The 18579-nt window shown below is 60.3% G+C and carries 16 protein-coding genes and 1 riboswitch; of the genes, 9 read left to right on the forward strand and 7 right to left on the reverse strand.

The window, feature by feature from the left end; translation table 11 throughout:
• Positions 1-69: 69 nt before the first annotated feature.
• The gene (locus BLP23_RS14275) at positions 70-828 is read right to left on the reverse strand and encodes an HAD family hydrolase (protein WP_092585592.1); all 759 of its coding nucleotides are present in this window, start codon (positions 826-828) and stop codon (positions 70-72) included.
• Between the two features lie 143 nt (positions 829-971).
• On the opposite strand from BLP23_RS14275, the gene rpiA reads away from it, so the two are divergent.
• The 3 genes from rpiA (at position 972) to gor (ending at position 3760) form a co-directional block, all read left to right on the forward strand.
• On the forward strand, positions 972-1670 hold the full coding sequence (rpiA, locus tag BLP23_RS14280) for a ribose-5-phosphate isomerase RpiA (protein WP_092585453.1): 699 nt from the start codon (positions 972-974) through the stop codon (positions 1668-1670).
• Between the two features lie 17 nt (positions 1671-1687).
• Positions 1688-2263: a DUF2059 domain-containing protein gene (locus tag BLP23_RS14285; RefSeq protein WP_092585454.1), complete on the forward strand. Its 576-nt coding sequence runs from the start codon at positions 1688-1690 to the stop codon at positions 2261-2263.
• 111 nt (positions 2264-2374) lie between these two features.
• Positions 2375-3760, forward strand: coding sequence for a glutathione-disulfide reductase (gor, locus tag BLP23_RS14290; RefSeq protein ID WP_092585455.1), 1386 nt, complete (start codon positions 2375-2377; stop codon positions 3758-3760).
• 25 nt (positions 3761-3785) lie between these two features.
• Here gor and BLP23_RS14295 read toward each other — a convergent pair whose 3' ends face one another.
• A complete protein-coding gene (locus tag BLP23_RS14295) occupies positions 3786-5126 on the reverse strand; it encodes a TadE/TadG family type IV pilus assembly protein (RefSeq protein WP_092585593.1) in 1341 nt (446 codons plus the stop codon).
• 305 nt (positions 5127-5431) lie between these two features.
• Here BLP23_RS14295 and BLP23_RS14300 point away from each other — a divergent pair, with 305 nt between their 5' ends.
• On the forward strand, positions 5432-6805 hold the full coding sequence (locus BLP23_RS14300; RefSeq protein WP_092585456.1) for a class II 3-deoxy-7-phosphoheptulonate synthase: 1374 nt from the start codon (positions 5432-5434) through the stop codon (positions 6803-6805).
• Between the two features lie 188 nt (positions 6806-6993).
• Positions 6994-7389, forward strand: a complete 396-nt coding sequence (locus BLP23_RS14305; protein ID WP_092585457.1) for a GFA family protein — start codon at positions 6994-6996, stop codon at positions 7387-7389.
• Here BLP23_RS14305 and BLP23_RS14310 read toward each other — a convergent pair.
• From BLP23_RS14310 to BLP23_RS14325, 3 genes are all read right to left on the reverse strand, one after another.
• A complete protein-coding gene (locus tag BLP23_RS14310) occupies positions 7386-7919 on the reverse strand; it encodes a DUF1003 domain-containing protein (protein ID WP_092585458.1) in 534 nt (177 codons plus the stop codon). The genes BLP23_RS14305 and BLP23_RS14310 overlap by 4 nt on opposite strands.
• A 55-nt stretch (positions 7920-7974) precedes the next feature.
• Entirely contained in the window at positions 7975-8250 is a 276-nt protein-coding gene (locus tag BLP23_RS14315) for a PIN domain-containing protein (protein ID WP_233426698.1), read from the reverse strand.
• A 110-nt stretch (positions 8251-8360) separates the two neighbouring features.
• Positions 8361-10295, reverse strand: a complete 1935-nt coding sequence (locus BLP23_RS14325; protein WP_092585594.1) for an LTA synthase family protein — start codon at positions 10293-10295, stop codon at positions 8361-8363.
• Between the two features lie 178 nt (positions 10296-10473).
• On the opposite strand from BLP23_RS14325, the gene BLP23_RS14330 reads away from it, so the two are divergent.
• The 3 genes from BLP23_RS14330 (at position 10474) to bluB (ending at position 13968) form a co-directional block, all read left to right on the forward strand.
• The gene (locus BLP23_RS14330) at positions 10474-12153 is read left to right on the forward strand and encodes an NAD+ synthase (protein ID WP_092585595.1); all 1680 of its coding nucleotides are present in this window, start codon (positions 10474-10476) and stop codon (positions 12151-12153) included.
• Between the two features lie 19 nt (positions 12154-12172).
• The gene (locus BLP23_RS14335) at positions 12173-13003 is read left to right on the forward strand and encodes a TolB family protein (RefSeq protein WP_092585459.1); all 831 of its coding nucleotides are present in this window, start codon (positions 12173-12175) and stop codon (positions 13001-13003) included.
• Positions 13004-13021: 18 nt separating this feature from the next.
• Positions 13022-13205, forward strand: a riboswitch (cobalamin riboswitch).
• Between the two features lie 76 nt (positions 13206-13281).
• On the forward strand, positions 13282-13968 hold the full coding sequence (gene bluB / locus BLP23_RS14340; protein ID WP_092585460.1) for a 5,6-dimethylbenzimidazole synthase: 687 nt from the start codon (positions 13282-13284) through the stop codon (positions 13966-13968).
• Positions 13969-13975: 7 nt separating this feature from the next.
• Here bluB and BLP23_RS14345 read toward each other — a convergent pair whose 3' ends face one another.
• Together BLP23_RS14345 and BLP23_RS14350 are read right to left on the reverse strand one after the other, a co-directional pair.
• Positions 13976-15064, reverse strand: a complete 1089-nt coding sequence (locus BLP23_RS14345; RefSeq protein ID WP_092585461.1) for a DUF2865 domain-containing protein — start codon at positions 15062-15064, stop codon at positions 13976-13978.
• Positions 15065-15189: 125 nt separating this feature from the next.
• Positions 15190-17502, reverse strand: a complete 2313-nt coding sequence (locus tag BLP23_RS14350) for an NADP-dependent malic enzyme (RefSeq protein WP_092585462.1) — start codon at positions 17500-17502, stop codon at positions 15190-15192.
• A 210-nt stretch (positions 17503-17712) separates the two neighbouring features.
• Here BLP23_RS14350 and BLP23_RS14355 point away from each other — a divergent pair, with 210 nt between their 5' ends.
• The gene (locus BLP23_RS14355; protein ID WP_028739633.1) at positions 17713-18519 is read left to right on the forward strand and encodes a UDP-2,3-diacylglucosamine diphosphatase; all 807 of its coding nucleotides are present in this window, start codon (positions 17713-17715) and stop codon (positions 18517-18519) included.
• Positions 18520-18579 lie beyond the last annotated feature (60 nt).

Here is an 18579-nt window from a genome sequence, read left to right on the forward strand (position 1 = left end):
CGGGATCGCCGCCATTCGGCAAATATTGGAGCGTTCCAAATGAGTTTGCCGCGCGCTTGATTGCGAATTTCAGCGAGAAGCAGCCACCGCGTTCGACCGCGCAAAATCGCGGATGACGGTTTCGACGAGTTCGGGCGTCAGTTCGTCGTAATGCAGGATGATCCGGTCCGGCCGCAGTGTTTCGACCGGCACGTCGGAATAGCCGAAGGGGACGGCGATCGACGGGACGTTGGCGTTTCTAGCGACGGCGATGTCGTTGAGGCTGTCGCCGATCATAATGCTGCGTGCCAGTGTGCCGCCGGCGCGTTCGATCGTGCCGGTCAGGTGCTGCGCATTCGGTTTGCGGACCGGAAAGGTGTCGCCGCCGGTGATGGCGTCGAAATAACCGGTGAGATCGAGTTTTCGCAGAAGCGTGAGCGTCAGCGATTCCAGCTTGTTGGTGCAGACGGCGAGCTTGTACCCCTTGATTTTTAGGGTATCCATGGCGGCCATCAAGCCGGGATATGGCTGTGTATGGCCGGGCATCGTATCGGTGTAATGGGCGATGAAGCGTTCCAGCAGCGGTGGCAGCTCGGTCTCCGAAAGCGGGTGGCCGCGCAGCGCGCAGGCGCGCTCAATCATCACCTTGGCGCCGTGGCCCACAAGATGGGTCAGATCGGCATAAGTCACGGGCGCGAGATCCAGCGCGGCGATCGTGAGATTCAGGCTCTCGACGAGATCGGCATGGGTATCGAGCAGCGTGCCGTCGAGATCGAATACGACAAGAGCAGGGGTCAAGGAAATCGCCTCTTCATGAAATCCGGTCTTCCCGGAGTAGGTGATGGGCATTGAAAAAGCAACGCCAAGACTATGGCCGTAACGCCGCAGGGCGATGCTTACGCATTTCGATTTCGTGTTATTATTTTGGCTTTCGTTTGCCATACGAGCCGTGTAAACAGCACATCCAACGAAACAACCGGAGTAGGCGGCGCATGGACGCCCGCGAAATGAAGATCAAGGCGGCCGAGGCGGCTCTTACGCACGTCGAGAGTGGAATGCGCCTCGGGATCGGAACAGGAAGTACGGCAGAGGAGTTCGTTCGCCTGCTAGCGGAGAAGGTTGCCGGTGGCTTCAGGGTCGAGGGCGTTCCGACGTCGGAGCGCACGGCGCGGCTTTGCGTCGAGCTCGGCGTGCCGCTGAAATCTCTCGACGAACTCCCGGAACTCGACCTGACCGTCGACGGCGCCGACGAAATCGATGCGAGCCTGCGCCTGGTCAAGGGCGGCGGCGGGGCGTTGCTGCGCGAAAAGATCGTCGCGGCGGCTTCGGACCGCGTGATCGTGATTGCCGACGAGAGCAAGCTGGTCGAGACGCTCGGCAGGTTTCCGCTGCCGATCGAAGTCAATGCCTTCGGTCTGGTTTCCACACGCATCGCGATCGAAAGGAAGGCTGCCAGGCTCGGCCTGACCGGCAGCCTGACACTTCGCCAATCCGGTGACGGAGAATTTACCACGGACGGCGGCCACTACATCATCGACGCATCTTTTGGCCGCATTCCTGATGCAGACGCGCTTTCGAGCGAGCTGAATTCGATACCCGGCGTCGTTGAGCACGGGCTTTTTCTCAATATGGCGTCACTTGCGATCATCGCGGGTCCAGCGGGTGCGCGCACGCTGCAGGCGAACAGATAATAGGAGCATAGAAACTCATGAAGAAATTTGCAGGTCTTGGCCGTTTTGCCGCCGCGACGGTTATTCTCTCCGGCATCGCTCTCGGCTCAGCTGCGCAGGCGCAGGAAATTTCCGACGAGCAGTTGAAGGCCGCGCGTGCAGCCGTTGCCGCCATCGGTGCAACGGCGCAGTTCGACAATATCCTGCCCGGCCTCGCCGAACGCCTGAAGGCCGGCCTCATTCAGGATTCGCCGAACTACGAAGACGTAATCAGCGCCACGGTCGACGCGCAGGCTCTGGCGCTCGCACCGCGCCGCTCCGATCTCGAGAAGGAAGCCGCAACGAACTATGCGAAGGCATTCACGGTTGAAGAGCTGAAGGCCATCGCCGACTTCTACAACTCGCCGGTCGGCAAGAAGCTTCTGAAGGACGGCCCCATCGCTTCGCGCGAGACGAACAGGGCAGCCGATATCTGGGCGCAGGGCATTGCCCGCGACCTCCAGAAGAATGCCAATACGGAACTCAGCAAGGTCATCAAGGTACAGCCTGTGCCGGAAACTCCGCCGGCTGGCGACAAGCCGGCAGGTGCGCCTGCTCCGGCTGCAAAGCCCTGACAGGGGCTGATGTGATCGCAAGAGCCCGGCATCGTCCGGGCTTTTGTTTTTGCAGGCATAGATACTATATCCATCGAACCATTCCCGCCGATTCCCAACGGAGCACCTTCCATGTCTTCCTATGATTACGACCTCTTCGTCATCGGCGGCGGTTCGGGGGGCGTGAGAAGCGCGCGTGTTGCCGCGTCGCTCGGCAAGAAGGTCGCGATCGCGGAGGAATACCGCTACGGCGGCACCTGCGTCATCCGCGGCTGCGTGCCCAAGAAGCTGTTCGTCTATGCGTCGCAATATCAGGAGCATTTCGAGGATGCCGCCGGCTTCGGCTGGACGGTCGGGGAAAGCACTTTTGACTGGAAGAAGCTGATCGCTGCCAAGGACGCCGAAATCGCGCGGCTGGAGGGACTCTATAAGAAGGGGCTTTCCGGCGCGAATGCGGAAATCCTCGAGACGCGCGCCGAGCTAATCGATGCGCATACGATCCGGCTGGTGAAGACCGGCGAGACCGTGACCGCTAAGACCATCGTCATCGCAACCGGCGGCCGGCCGAACCCGCATGCGGCCCTGCCGGGGCACGAGCTTTGCATTTCCTCCAACGAGGCGTTCGATCTCGAGGACCTGCCGAAGGCGATCGTGATTGCGGGGGGCGGCTATATTGCCGTGGAATTTGCCAATATCTTCCATGGACTGGGCGTCGAGACGACGCTGGTCTACCGCGGGGCGGAAATCCTCTCGCGCTTCGACCAGGATCTGCGCCGCGGCCTGCATGAGGCGATGGTTGCCAAGGGTATCCGTATCCTGTGCCGCGACACCCTGGAAATGGTGTCGAAGGGCGAGCAAGGGCTTGCCGTCGAGACTTTGAATAATGGTACGCTGAATGCCGGCGCCGTGTTGCTCGCACTCGGGCGCGATCCGAATACCTCCGGGCTTGGGCTGGATGCAGCCGGTGTGAAAACGAACGAGCGCGGCGCGATCGTCGTCGACGGATATTCGCGGACGAGCGCCGACAACATCTACGCGCTCGGCGATGTCACCGACAGGGTACAACTCACGCCAGTCGCGATCCACGAGGCGATGTGCTTCATCGAGACGGAATACAAGAACAATCCCACGAAGCCAGATCACGAGCAGATCGCAACCGCTGTCTTCTCCCAGCCCGAGATCGGCACGGTCGGCCTTTCGGAAGAGGAGGCGGCAAAACGCTACAGGGAGCTCGAGGTCTACCGGGCGCAGTTCCGGCCGCTCAAGGCGACGCTTTCCGGGCGGTCCGAAAAGATGCTGATGAAGCTGATCGTCGATGCACAAAGCCGCAAGGTCGTCGGCGCCCATATCCTCGGGCACGATGCCGGCGAGATGGCGCAGATTCTCGGGATTACGCTGAAGGCGGGGTGCACCAAGGATGATTTCGACCGCACCATGGCGGTGCACCCGACGGCGGCGGAAGAGCTCGTGACGATGTATGTGCCGAGCTATCGAATTCGGGGTGGTGAGCGGGTTTGAGGTTCGCGTTGGGTGGCGCCGCGCATCAACCGGTGAGGCGCGGCGTGCTGACGATCTTGTGGAAGAGGGTGTCCATAGCCTCGGTAATGCCTTGCGTCAGGGACACCTGGAAAAAGTAGCCGGGGCTCGCACATTCTTGCATTCGGGTGGCGATGCTGCCGTCGAACGGTTTAACCCAGTCCTTCCAGAAGCCGTTATCCTCCAGGGGCAGATAGGTCGTATAAAGAACGGCTATCTTGATATTCTTATTCTTCAGATATTCGCAGAACTTCGTATCGATAGGTTCGATGCAGCGAGTGCTGTTGACCCGGCCTTTCGGGCTGGTGCAGCCTGTGGGCTTGGCGTGGTCACCCACACCATCTGAGACGAAGAAGACGATCTTCTGGCGGTCCGCGCTACTTGTGCCTTGGCCGGGAATTTCTTTGATCTCTTTTTCGATTTTGGTCAGCGCATCGTCGAAGCTTGTCTGCTGATCTTGGTTATAGTTCTGAAAGGGGATGCTCATAAGCTTGATATTTTTGGTCGCTTCGCCGACTGTCGACAGATTCTCGTCCAGTTCTGCGACCTTGAAAAGCTGCGCATCCTGGGCTGTCTTGCCAAAGGTGTAAGCGGCCATGCGGAACTGCCCCTTAACCGTCTGGGTTTGTTCTGCCGTTTCCATAAGTGCCTTTGTCGCCTGCGCAACCACATCGATCCGGATTGGAATGTTGTTGTTCAGTGCGACATTGTAGTAGCTGGTTTTGTCTTCGACACCTTTCTCGGAGACGATATGGCAGGCAAAAGCGCACTTAGCGTCCTTGCCCTTAGCGTTGCCAAATCGGGTGGCATATTTCATTCGCTCGATATCATCCGGTGTCGCGGCGACGCCCATCGAAGGAGTGTTATCGAGCAGCATGTAGAAGTCCATGTAGGACGGCGTCTGGTATTGCGCTGTCGCCGTGCCGCCGATCGTGACGCTTTCGCGGCCCAGAAGCTGCATGAAGGTGGTCGGCATAGCAGCACTGAAGGCCACGCGTGATGCGATGACGCTGCCGGTCTTCGTAACGTTGATCTCAAGGTTGATCGGTAACTTGCTCGATTCGCCTGCCATCTGGCCCATGAACATCGTTTGTGCGTCTTCAGAGCCTACGGTGATGGTCCCATCACCCTGCATGGTCATGGCTTTTGCCACTGCCGGCGATTTCTCGGAAATGGCACCCACAGCCGCTGCGTCCGCGGCCGCATAGAGCTGGGTCCTGAGGCTGAGCGCGTGGGCAAAATCGACTGCCATGCCCGCCGCTCCGAGGACCGGCACGGCAAGCAATGCTGTCATTATTCCAAAGTTTCCCGAACGATCGCCCACAAGGCGGCGCGCCAGCTTCTTCATACCATTCCCCAGGATCGGGCCGATCATCGGCGAAGACAAAGCGCGCTCTTCATGGCGGGCAGTTTCAGCTTCGGGTTTGACACAAATTGCTGAATTACCCCCCAAAATTCATGGTATACGTAGCGTAAATCGGAGGGCGGGATTGAAGGCCCATCAGAGGCTTTCCCTATAAGCGCGGCAGGCATCGCGACCCGTTCAGAACGTGTCGAACGGCGCTAGGCAAGCGGATGCTAAAGGTTTATAAGCCGCCGTTATTGTGGACGACAGGCGCCGGCAGTGATCCCGGCGAGACAAAGGTGACTAAAATGGCAGAGACTTGGACCCCGAACAGTTGGAGGCAAAAGCCGATCCAGCAGGTCCCGGATTATCCGGACCAGGCCGCTTTGGCGGCAACGGAAGCCCAGCTCTCTACCTATCCGCCGCTCGTCTTTGCGGGCGAGGCGCGCCGGCTGAAGAAGCATCTCGCCAATGTCTCCGAAGGCAACGGTTTCCTGCTGCAGGGCGGGGACTGCGCCGAGAGCTTCGCCGAGCATGGCGCCGACACGATCCGCGACTTCTTCCGTGCCTTCCTGCAGATGGCCGTCGTGCTGACCTTCGGCGCACAGCTGCCGGTAGTAAAGGTGGGCCGTATTGCCGGCCAGTTCGCCAAGCCGCGCTCGTCGGGCATCGAATCGCAGAACGGCGTCTCGCTCCCGAGCTACCGTGGTGATATCATCAACGGTATCGAATTCACCGAGGAAGCGCGCATTCCGAACCCGGAACGCCAGGCCATGGCTTACCGCCAGTCGGCGGCGACGCTGAACCTTCTGCGCGCCTTCGCGATGGGCGGTTATGCCAATCTCGAGAATGTGCATCAATGGATGCTCGGCTTCGTCAAGGACAGCCCGCAGGGCGAGCGCTACCGCAAACTTGCCGACCGAATCAGCGAAACCATGGACTTCATGAAGGCGATCGGCATCACCTCCGAGAACCACCCGAGCCTGCGCGAGACGGACTTCTTCACCAGCCATGAGGCGCTCCTGCTTGGCTACGAAGAAGCGCTGACGCGCGTCGATTCTACTTCCGGCGACTGGTACGCGACCTCCGGTCACATGATCTGGATCGGCGACCGCACGCGCCAGGCCGATCACGCGCATGTCGAATACTGCCGCGGGATCAAGAACCCGATCGGCCTGAAGTGCGGTCCGTCTCTGCAGGCGGACGATCTCTTGAGCCTGATCGACATCTTGAACCCGGCAAACGAAGCCGGCCGCTTGACGCTGATCTGCCGTTTCGGTCACGAAAAGGTCGCCGACCACCTGCCGCGTCTCATCCGTGCGGTCGAGCGCGAAGGCCGCAAGGTCGTCTGGTCCTGCGATCCGATGCACGGCAATACGATCACGCTCAACAACTACAAGACGCGTCCGTTCGAGCGCATCCTGTCGGAAGTTGAAAGCTTCTTCCAGATCCACCGTGCCGAAGGCACGCATCCGGGCGGTATTCATATCGAGATGACCGGCAAGGACGTGACGGAATGCACAGGCGGTGCGCGCGCTGTTTCCGCCGAGGATCTGCAGGACCGCTATCACACGCATTGCGATCCGCGCCTCAATGCCGACCAGGCGCTCGAGCTTGCCTTCCTGCTCGCCGAGCGCATGAAGGGCGGCCGCGACGAGAAGCGCATGGCCGTCAACGGCTGATCTAGCCGAAAGACTGACATCGAGAGCCCGGCCCTGCGCCGGGCTTTTTTATTGCATGCACCGATTGCCGGTCGTGACGTTTCAAGAAGCTCGGCATCAAAATTTCTGACGCTCTGCTCAAGGAATTCGATTTGACGCAGCGCCAGGCGAGCGGCCAATCTCGCAGTCCATCAAGAACGGGGGGCCTAATGACGAAGGAATATACGGGCGGCTGCGCCTGCGGGGCGGTGAGGTTTATGAGCAAGAGCAAACCCGGTCCGATCGTCGCATGTCATTGCTCGCAGTGCCGACGGCAGACAGGGCTCTACTACGCGTCTTGCGACGTCTCTCTGGATAGCCTGACGATCGAAGGCAAAAGCTCGATCCGCTGGTACCGGTCAAGCGAGACTGCTGAGCGTGGCTTCTGCGCAAACTGCGGCTCGGCGCTCTTTTGGCAGCGGAAGGGATCGCCAGAAGTTTCCGTGATGGCCGGCGCCTTCGACCTGCCGAGCGGGCTTTCCTTCGGTTATCATATCTACTGCGCCGACAAGGGCGATTTCTATGAGATCAACGATGGCGCGCCGCAATACGCCAAAGGTGTTTAAGCCCCTTTCGCGGCCAGCGAAGCGTTCAGGCGCCCGACCTCTTCGCGCAGTGCAGCGAGTTCGGTCACGACGTGCATGTCGATTTTCTGGTGCAGCGACAGGACCTCGAGCTCGGCCTTGAGATTTACTTCGTAATCCTTGGCTGCTTCGAAGCGGTCGCGCTCGGCCTGCCGGTTTTGCGACATCATGATGATCGGCGCCTGGATTGCGGCGAGCATGGAGAGGATCAAGTTCAGGAAGACGAAGGGGTAGGGGTCGAAGGCGCGCGTCGCAAGGACAATCGTATTGACTACCGCCCAGATCGCGAGGAAAGCGAGGAAGGCGATGATGAAGGACCAGGAGCCGCCGACCCTTGCGAGACCGTCAGCGATGCGCGCGCCGAAAGTTGCCTCGGCGGCAAAGGCTTCGTTGACGTCGGTCGAGATGACCTTGCGCTCGTGTGTCCTTCTGAGGACGCGTTTTTCGATGTCGCCGAGTTCATCGGTCGGCCTGTCGAAATGCAGGTGAACGAAATTCGAGATATTATACATGACTGGCTCCGATATCTGGCACCACGGGCGGAATTTTCGTCAGCGAACGGTGCGCTCAGCTTGCGCCTTTGCCACCGTCACCGAATTCTCCAGGGATTGATAACATCAAGGCCAATTCCATCGAAGTGGTCATGTTGCGGGTTGCAAGTGGGGCCTCGGGAGATGGCAATGGAATCTGAGCGTCGAATTGGCTGATCGGTCGACCGGCTTTGCGACGGTTCGTGGTATTGGTCGCAAAGACATCTGATGCATCCCGAGAGCCAGTCACGATGTCCATGCTCGGTGACGGCATTACCAGTTCCGAAATGACATTGGTATCGAGAACGATCACTTGGCGAAATCCGGTGGGTCGCGGATCGGCTCACGCGGTGGAATGTCAAGCTCCACACCACCAACGGGCGGCAAGCGTCTGCGACTGTGGGACGCAGTCGCCGACTGTCATCAATGGCCTTGGTAGCCCTCGGCTAGCAGGTCGTGCCTTGGGAAAAAGCGCTCTAGCGTCCGCGCCTTGCCGAACATGATGTCGTGCTGCAGGTAGCCGTAGTCACGCACAAGAGGATCGAGCTTTTTCCGGTCGCGCATCCAGTCCGGCGTCGCCTTGTTGTTGCGCGCCGCCAGTTGGTAACGGTCGATGATGTCGTATTTCTTCTGCACGCGGCCGAGGAAGCCGGTGTAGAAGGGATGCTCGAAACCGGCGAACTTGAGGAGGTTGTAGGAGATCAGCGACGGGCTAATCGTGCCGACGTTCTCCTTCACGCCTTTCTTGTTCGACCAGATGACCAGCGGCGTTTCATGCTCGCGCTTCATCACGTCGAGCGGCGCCCTGCGGGTCGCGACCTGGTCCGCCATGTAGCCGGCGCTCATATAGACGTTGCCGAGCGGCGGCAGGTGATCGCCCCACAGTACGATGATCGTTTCGCGCTCACGCTTCGAGGCCCAATCCATCAGCATCTTGAGACTGTCGTCAGCTTCCTTGACGCCCTGCGTGTAGGTCGCAAGCGTCGCACGGTCGGCCTCGGGAATGTTGCCGCGGATGCCGATCGTATTGCGTGCGTAGCGATACGGCTCGTAGGGACCATGACCCTGCAAGGTGACAGCGAAAAAGAAGAACGGCTTATCGAGGCCGTCGCCCTCGCGCATGATCTCCTTCATCAGGGAATCGTCGGAGGCGAAGATGCCGCGCTTTTCCATCGGTGGCATCGTTTCTTCGGTCCGGAACTCCTCGAAACCGAAATCCTTATAGACCTGGTTTCGATTCCAGAACCAGCCGCTGAAGGGGTGCAAGGCGCGGGCGATATAGCCTTCGCCGCGGAAGAAGGTGGCAAGCGAGGGCACGTCGCTGCGGACATATTGCTGGTAGGGAATGCTGCCATAAGGCAGGAAGGCGTTCGAGAAGCCGGTCAGTGCCTCGAATTCGACATTGGCGGTCATTCCGCCGAATTCCGGCGAGAAGACGTAGCCGGACTGCGCGGCGCGGACATTCGGCATCGGATCGGCGCTGAAGGAGAGGTTTCTCAACCTCATCGGATCCCAAAAGGACTCGCTCATCAGCATGATGATGTCCGGCTTTTCTTCCGGGCCTGTTAGATAGCCGTAGTTGCGCGAGGGGATCGCGTCGAGGGCATCGGCGTTGAGACCGGCGGGCGCTGCGACATCGGCCATCGGGATATTGAAGAGGAAGGCCAGTATGAAGCCGTTGCTGCGGTAGTTCTCCTTCTGGTCCCACATCATCGGTACCACCTGCAGGCGGTCGCGAATGTAGGAATATTGCGAATAGTCCATGAGCGAGGCGAAGGCCGCTATTACCGGAAGCCCAAGGCAGAGGTGGCGGAGGCGCGCCTGGCGGGAGAGTTTCGGGAAGTTCTGCCAGGCATAACGCCATGCGAAGACGATGCCTGCGGTGAAAAGCACGATGCCGACGAGAAGCGCTGCAGCCGTCCACGGCCTGTCTCGCACCATGACCGGCAGCAGCTCCATGATCTGACGGGTAAAGAGTACGTCGGACGGATAGAAGGGGTCGGAGAGAAAGTGCTGTTTCTGATTGGAGACAAAGGCCGGGATCAGGAAAAGCGGGATCAATACAAATGCCGACTGGTAGCGCCGTCCAAAAACGGCATCGAGAGTCAGCATCACGATCGTCAGCATGGCGACGGTGGTCATGCCGGGCCTGACCGTCGATGTCAGGAACTCGCCGACATCGGTCAACGTGCCGCGCGCAATCCACTCGACGGCGATAACGCTGAGGAGCGCGAAAGAAAACGAAAATACGATGCCGATTGCCGCGCGCGCTGCCGGAGACTGTACACTCGACCCGAAACCGGCGGAAAGCAGTGCTGCTTTTCCGGCCGGTACGGACTTCATTATCAACGCGATCAACGGCATACTCCGACGTCATAAAATCTTCACCGAAGTGTCACATGCCTGTCATGAACGCTAGATGAACCTCGCGGTTTCCTGGCTTTTCCCTATGGTTTGAGTTTATCGCCCGGCAGATCCGCGGCTTTTCATGGCGCGGGCAATTGAAGCGGCGGGCAGCCCGCGCTAAATGGATGACATGACACAGGAAAACGCTCCTTTGAATACGCTCCAGATTGCCGTTGCCCAGTTGAACCCGACAGTCGGCGATGTCGCCGGAAACCTTGCCAAAGCTCGTGAAGCACGCGCCGATGCGGCCCGCCAAGGCGCGGATCTGCTGCTTCTGACGGAGCTTTTCATTTCCGGTTATCCGCCGGAAGACCTCGTGCTGAAACCGGCCTTTCTGAGGGCCTGCCTGAAGGCGGTCGAGGACCTTGCGGGCGATACCGCAGACGGCGGCCCCGGCGTCATAGTCGGATTCCCGCGGCAGGGAAAGACGGGGCGGCATAACTCGGTTGCAGTTCTCGACGCCGGCCAGATCCTGGTGCTGCGTGACAAGATCGACCTGCCCAACTACGGCGAGTTCGACGAGAAGCGCGTCTTTTCCGAAGGATCGATGCCGGGGCCGGTGAATTTCCGCGGCGTGCGGATCGGCGTGCCGATTTGCGAAGAGATCTGGAACGATCTCGGCGTCTGCGAGACACTCGCCGAAAGTGGCGCCGAAATCCTGCTCGTGCCGAACGGTTCACCCTATTATCGCGGCAAGGTCGACGTGCGCCATCAGGTGGCGCTTAAGCAGGTGATCGAAACCGGCCTGCCGCTAATCTTCGCCAATCAGCTCGGCGGCCAGGATGAACTCGTCTTCGACGGTGCGAGTTTCGCCTTCAACGGCGACAAATCGCTGGCCTTCCAGATGAGCCAGTTCGAAACCGCGCTGGCGGTGACGACCTGGAAGCGCGGCGAAAACGGCTGGCGCTGTAGCGAAGGCCCGATGTCACGTATTCCCGAGCCCGACGAGGCCGACTATCGCGCCTGCCTGGTCGGTTTCCGCGATTATGTGAACAAGAACGGCTTCAAGAATGTCGTCCTCGGCCTCTCTGGCGGCATCGACTCGGCGATCTGCGCGGCGATCGCCGTCGATGCGCTCGGCGAGGAGCGCGTCCGAACGGTGATGCTGCCGTATCGCTACACGTCAACCGATTCGCTGAAGGATGCGGCCGATTGCGCCAAGGCGCTCGGATGCCGCTACGACATCGTGCCGATCGAGGAGCCGGTGATGGGCTTCACCTCGGCGCTCTCTTCGCTATTCGAAGGAACCGATAGCGGGATTACCGAGGAGAACCTGCAGAGCCGGGCGCGCGGCACGATCCTGATGGCGATTTCCAACAAGTTCGGTTCCATGGTGGTCACGACCGGCAACAAGTCGGAAATGTCGGTTGGATATGCGACGCTCTACGGCGACATGAACGGCGGTTTCAATCCGATCAAGGACCTCTACAAGATGCAGGTCTATGCGCTGTCGCGCTGGCGCAATGGTCACGTGCCCCCGGACGCGCTGGGGCCGTCGGGCGAGGTGATCCCGCAGAACATCATAGACAAGGCGCCGTCCGCCGAGCTTCGCCCAGACCAGACGGACCAGGATTCGCTGCCGCCTTATCCGGTGCTCGACGACATCCTCGAATGCCTCGTCGAGAAGGAGATGGCGGTCGAGGAGATCCTCGCGCGTGGGCATGATGTGGCGACCGTCCACCGCGTCGAGCATTTGCTCTACCTCGCCGAATACAAGCGCCGGCAGTCGGCTCCGGGCGTGAAGATCACCAAGAAGAACTTTGGGCGCGATCGCCGCTACCCGATCACCAACCGGTTCCGCGACCGGTAATCAAAACCCGTGAGGATGAATGCGCAGTTCGGTCGAGATCTACAACATCCGCACCGGCGAAAGCCGGATTGTCGTCCAGACTGAAAAGCTGATCGAGGCGCCGAATTTTTCGCCCGATGGGACCTATATGCTGTTGAATGGCGACGGCTTGCTTTACCGACTGCGGCCGGATGGCTCCGGCGGCCTCCAGCAGGTCGATACGGATTTTGCGACAAAGTGCAATAACGATCACGGCATTTCGCCGGACGGGACACAAATCGTCATTTCCGACAAGACGGAATTCGGCAAGTCGGCGATCTATATTCTGCCGGCGGCTGGCGGGACGCCGCGGCTGATCACCGACAATCTGCCCTCCTATTGGCACGGCTGGTCACCGAACGGGAAGGAGCTCGCCTATTGCGGCATTCGCGACGATGTCTTCGACATTTATACGATTTCCGTCGATGGTGGCCCCGAGAAGCGGCTGACGCATGGCGAGGGGCGAAACGACGGGCCGGATTATTCGGCCGACGGGAATTGGATCTACTTCAACTCCAGCCGTACCGGTCTCATGCAGATCTGGCGCATCCATCCGGATGGAACCGGCCTGGAGCAAGTGACGCACGACAATTACGGCAACTGGTTTGCGCATCCTTCACCGAAAAACGACAAGGTGCTGATCCTTTCCTACGATCCGGAGGTCTTCGATCATCCGCGCGATCTTGATGTGCGGCTGCGGCTGATGGATATAGACGGCGGCAACCTGACTACGCTGTTCGAACTCTTCGGCGGGCAGGGCACGATCAATGTTCCCTGCTGGTCACCCGATGGCGACGAATTTGCCTATGTGCGTTATTTCGCGGAGACTTGAACGAGGAGCCGACTTAGGAGATAGAGACTGCCGTCAGGTGCCTGCATCCAGCAGGAGAATCGGGAATCCGGTGAAGGACCGGAACGTGCCCAACGCTGTGAGGCTGACGCTTGCTGCAACAATGGTCACTGGCCGCTGCCGGGAAGGCCGCAGAAAGCGGGTGACGCCAAGTCAGAAGACCGGCCTGGCAAGATAGACTGAACCGCGCGGACGGCGGGGGGGTTTTAACGCTTCACGCGCTGCGGCGCGGGTGCTCAAGCATTGTTGGGGATTTAACGATGCAACTTGATCCTTTCGCCCGCGCCCTGGTGCCGGCCGGCGAGTTTTCCGAACAGGACCGGGCCTCGGTCTATAGAGCCATCGAAACGCGCCGCGATGTGCGCGACCAGTTTCTGCCCGATCCCGTGCCTGACGATCTGGTGTCGCGGCTGCTTGGCGCGGCGCATGCCGCGCCGTCGGTCGGTTTCATGCAGCCCTGGAATTTCATCGTGATCCGCGATTCGGAGGTGCTCCAAGCCGCGTGGCAGGCGTTTTCGCGCGCCAACAAGCAAGCGGCCGAGATGTTTGAAGGTGAGCGGCGGGAAAAGTACAGAAGCCTGAAGCTCGAAGGCATCCGCAAGGCACCGCTTAGCATCTGCGTCACCTGCGATCCGGACAGGGCAGGGCCGGTGGTCATCGGCCGGACCCACAATCCGCGCACGGATGTCTATTCGACCGTCTGTGCCGTGCAGAACCTGTGGCTTGCAGCCCGGGCCGAAGGTATCGGGGTCGGTTGGGTCAGCATCTTCCACGATGCGGACATTCGAGAACTGCTCGGCATTCCGGAACGGATCGAGATCGTCGCCTGGCTTTGCGTCGGTTACGTCGATCAGCTTTACACCGCGCCGGAACTGGCCGTGAAAGGCTGGCGCCAGCGCCTGCCGCTGGAAGAACTGGTCTTCTCCGACCGATGGGGAAGCCAGTAACGCCGCGTCAGTTCTGCTGCGGCTGCGGTCCGGGCGTTGCGGGGTTCTTGAGATCGATCGCGCCCTGGTCGCCGGCGAGGAACTGCGGACCGACCTGGCGGACTTTGCTGTTTGCCGGGTCATAGGTGCGGTCCGGCACCTGCGGCTGCGGGACAGGCGTGGAGGCGGCGCCCGATGGCGGCTTCGTCTTGATATTGGTGATCGAGCCTTTCCTCGGGGGTTCGCTGATCGCCTGGTTCTTGCGCATATTCTCGTAATAGGCGGGGAGATTGCACGAACAGGAGGACTTTTGGCCGGGCGGGCGGTTCTTGTAGGCAAAGGCATTCTGCATGGCACTGTATGGCGCGCCGGTCGAGGCCGAGATCATATTTGCGGCTTCGGTATTCGAGATGTCTTGATAGAAAAGCTCCGTCTCGATACCGGGGCACATTTTCGAACATGTCGCTGCGTCGCGGTTGAAATCGATCGACGTTGCATTCGTGGTGATCGGGAAGAAGCCGCCGTCGCAGGTGCGCACGCACATGGTGCTGACATGCGACATCAGCTCGCCGCGCGGCACGCCATATTGCATGTCGCCCTGTTCGTCTTCTCCAAGCGGAATGAAGGTATCGCTCCGCATCGCCTGTTCTTCGGGACTTGGCGCCGGCGCATAGGCCTGCGGATCCTCCGGCGCATAGTCGAGCTCGTCGTTGCAGCTGTTGTCTTCGAGCGCCGCCATCAGCTCGCGGCGCACGCGATAATCGGCACCGCCCTGATCGCGCAGTTCGTTACGCCGCTCCTGCAGGTATCGAATGTTGTCGACCATGCGCGCCTCGGATTGCTGCAGCTCGCTGCAATAATCCGCATTCTCGCCGCCGATCACGACCATGCTGTCCATCGAGCAGCCGTAGCCGCGCAGGTCGTTGCGGACTTTACGAAGCTCGAGGTTCTGCTCGGCGATCGCGCTTGCATATTGGCGGACTTCGGGGCCGTTGCCGATGACATGGGGCAGATCGGCGATCCGGCCGCGCAGGTCGTCGCATATCGCATGCGTCTGCGCGGCAGCAGGCGCGGCCAAAGCAAGCAGGATCGCAAGGGTCAGGTTTCGGCGTTTCACGGCATCATCCGCAGCAAAGTCAGGCCAGAGCGCGGCGTGACATTCGCCGCATCCCGGCTTTCTAGCCTGCTTCCGTTAACAAGCTGGCGACGCAATTGTAACGCATTTTCGCATTTTGCGACAACTTACGCCGGCTGAGAAGCCTCGACGACGGCAAGCGCCGCCATGTTGACCACGCCGCGCGAGGTGACCGAGGTCGACAGGATATGCGCAGGCTGTGCGGTTCCCAGCAGAATCGGGCCGACATGAAGCGCATCCATCATGGTGCGGACGAGGCCGAGCGAGATGTTGGCGGCATCGAGGTTCGGGAAGAGCAATAGGTTGGCTTCGCCGGCAAGCGAGCTATCGGGCATGGCGCGTTTGCGCAGCGCTTCGGACAATGCAGAACCGGCTTGCATTTCACCATCGACCTCCAGATCGGGGGCTTGTTGGCGCACGAGCTGCAGGGCATCGCGCATCTTGCGCGCGCTCTCGGAGTTTCGGGAGCCGAAATTCGAATGGCAGATCAGCGCGGCCTTCGGCGTAATGCCGAAGCGGCGAACCTCCTGGGCCGCCAGAACGGCGATCTCGGCGATCTCCTCATGTGTCGGATTGTAGTTCACGAAGGTATCGGCAAAAAAGACCGGCCCTTTCTGGGTGATCAATAGGCTGAGACCGGCGAAGGTGCAGGCACCTGGCCGCTTGCCGATGATTTGGCCGACGTCTTTCAGGTGGCGGTCGAAGCGGCCCTCCACGCCGCAGATGAGGGCATCCGCCTCGCCGCGCTTCACCGACAAGGCGCCGATAACCGTGTTGTTGGTGCGCACGATCGTGCGGGCGGCTTCCGGATTGATGCCGGCGCGGCCGACGAGGGCGAAGTAGTCTTCGACATAGTCGCGGTAGCGCGGGTCGTCTTCGGGATTCACCACGGCGAAATCGATGTTCGGGCGAATGCGGATGCCAAACCGCTTGAGACGTGCCTCGATGACCGAGGGGCGGCCGATCAGAATCGGCTCGCCGGTCTTTTCCTCCAGCAGAACCTGTGCCGCGCGCAGGACGCGCTCGTCTTCTCCCTCCGCGAATATGACGCGTTTCTTCTCCGAAAGCTTCGCGCTGGTAAAGATCGGCTTCATGACGAAGCCAGAACGCCAAACGAAGCGGTTCAACTGATCGAGATAGGCGTCGAAATCGGCGATCGGCCGCGACGCGACGCCCGTCTCGGCGGCGGCCCTGGCGACAGCCGGGGCGATGCGCAGGATGAGACGCGGATCGAAGGGCGAGGGAATGAGGTAGTTCGGACCGAAGACAGGTGTCTCGCCCGAATAGGCGCGGGCCGCGACGTCCGACACTTCCTCGCGGGCAAGCCCTGCGATGGCCTTGACGGCCGCCATCTTCATTTCTTCGTTGATGGCGGTGGCGCCGCAATCGAGCGCGCCGCGGAAGATATAGGGGAAGCAGAGGACGTTGTTCACCTGGTTCGGGAAGTCCGAGCGGCCGGTGCAGATCATTGCGTCCGGGCGGGCGGCACGCGCGAGGTCCGGCATGATTTCAGGGGTCGGATTGGCGAGAGCCATGATGAGCGGCTTGTCCGCCATCTGTGACAGGAGGTCCGGCTTCAGGACACCGGCAGCCGAAAGGCCAAGGAAAACATCGGCGCCGCCGATATTATCGGCGAGCGTACGCATCTTACTTTTCTGTGCATAGACAGCCTTCCATTCGTCCATCAGTTCGGTGCGGCCTTCATAGACAAGGCCTTCGATATCGTGGACCCAGATGTTTTCGCGCTTCGCGCCGAGCGTCACCAGGAGGTTGAGGCAGGCGAGTGCTGCGGCACCCGCGCCGGAGGCGACGATCTTCACATCCTCGATCTTCTTGCCGGCAAGTTCCAGGCCGTTAAGGATCGCGGCGGCGACGATGATGGCCGTGCCGTGCTGGTCGTCATGGAAGACCGGGATCTTCATCTTCCCACGAAGCTGGCGCTCGACCTCGAAGCATTCCGGCGCCTTGATGTCCTCGAGATTGATGCCGCCGAAGGTCGGCTCGAGCGAGGCGATGGTGGAGACCATCTGGTCGACGGTGGGGGCCTCGATTTCGACGTCGAATACGTCGATGCCTGCAAACTTCTTGAAAAGAACTGCCTTGCCTTCCATGACGGGCTTGGAGGCGAGCGGGCCGATGTTGCCGAGGCCGAGAACCGCCGTGCCGTTGGAGATGACGGCGACGAGATTGGCGCGCGAGGTATAATCGGCCGCCGTCTCCGGATTGTCACGGATCGCAAGGCAAGGCGCTGCGACGCCGGGCGAATAGGCGAGTGCCAGGTCGCGCTGGTTGCCGAGCGGCTTAATCGCCTGGATTTCAAGTTTGCCGGGACGGGGATAACGATGGAAGAAAAGCGCCTGCTCGTCGAGGTTTCCGCCTGTCTCGTTCTTCTCCGTCTTGGATTTTTCCTGATGATCCATTGCCGTCTCCGCTGCCGCACTCACATCTTTTGAAGACTTCTCCATACATCAATCGGCTGGCAGGGACAGTCAGAAATTCGCATCCGGGCGGAAAACTCATAAGCGCTGCGATGCGCCAATTCGCGCATCTGTCATCTTCCTGAAACACGAGTCTGATTTTGGAAGACGAGATGAACGATAGGACGCAGGCAAGATGCTTGTGAAAGACATATGGATACTCGACACTTCCGTACTCTGTTCATTTCCGATGTGCATCTCGGCTCGAAGGCGGCGAAGGCGGACTTCCTCCTCGATTTTCTCCGCTACCACGACGCCGATACGATATTCCTTGTCGGCGACATCGTCGACGGCTGGCGACTGAAACGCAGTTGGTACTGGCCGCAGGTCTGCAACGACGTTGTGCAGAAGCTGCTGCGCAAGGCGCGCAAGGGCACGCGGGTCGTCTATATCCCGGGCAATCACGACGAATTCCTGCGCGACTTCCCCGGAATGCATTTCGGCGGCATCGAAGTCGCCGAGCGAATGATGCATGACGGCGCTGACGGCAAGAAATACCTGATCCTGCATGGAGACGAGTTCGACGTCGTCGTCCGCAATGCCCGCCTGCTCGCCTATCTCGGGGACTGGGCCTACGATACGGCGATCAAGATCAACGTCGTGCTGGCCGCGATCCGCCGCCGCATGGGCATGCCCTATTGGTCTTTCTCCGCCTGGGCGAAGCTGCAGGTGAAGCATGCCGTCAATTTCATCGGCGAGTTCCAGCGCGTCGTGGTCGACGAAGCCCGCAAGCATGGCGCCGACGGCGTCATCTGCGGCCATATCCACCATGCCGTGATCGAGGACATGGACGGCGTACGCTATATCAACACCGGCGACTGGGTGGAGAGCTGTACGGCGATCGCCGAGCATGAGGACGGCACGTTCGAGCTCATCACCTGGAGCACGATAGCCGACGCTCAAGCCATCCCGCTGGCGATCGAGCACCGCGACAGCGAACTCGAGCCGCAGGCCGCCTGATTTTCTGCTGTGAATACTGAAGCGATATAGCACGGACCCTAGTACGATCAGCGAGCGGGC

The sequence above is a fragment of the Rhizobium mongolense subsp. loessense genome (assembly GCF_900099775.1).
Taxonomy (GTDB): Bacteria; Pseudomonadota; Alphaproteobacteria; order Rhizobiales; family Rhizobiaceae; genus Rhizobium; species Rhizobium loessense.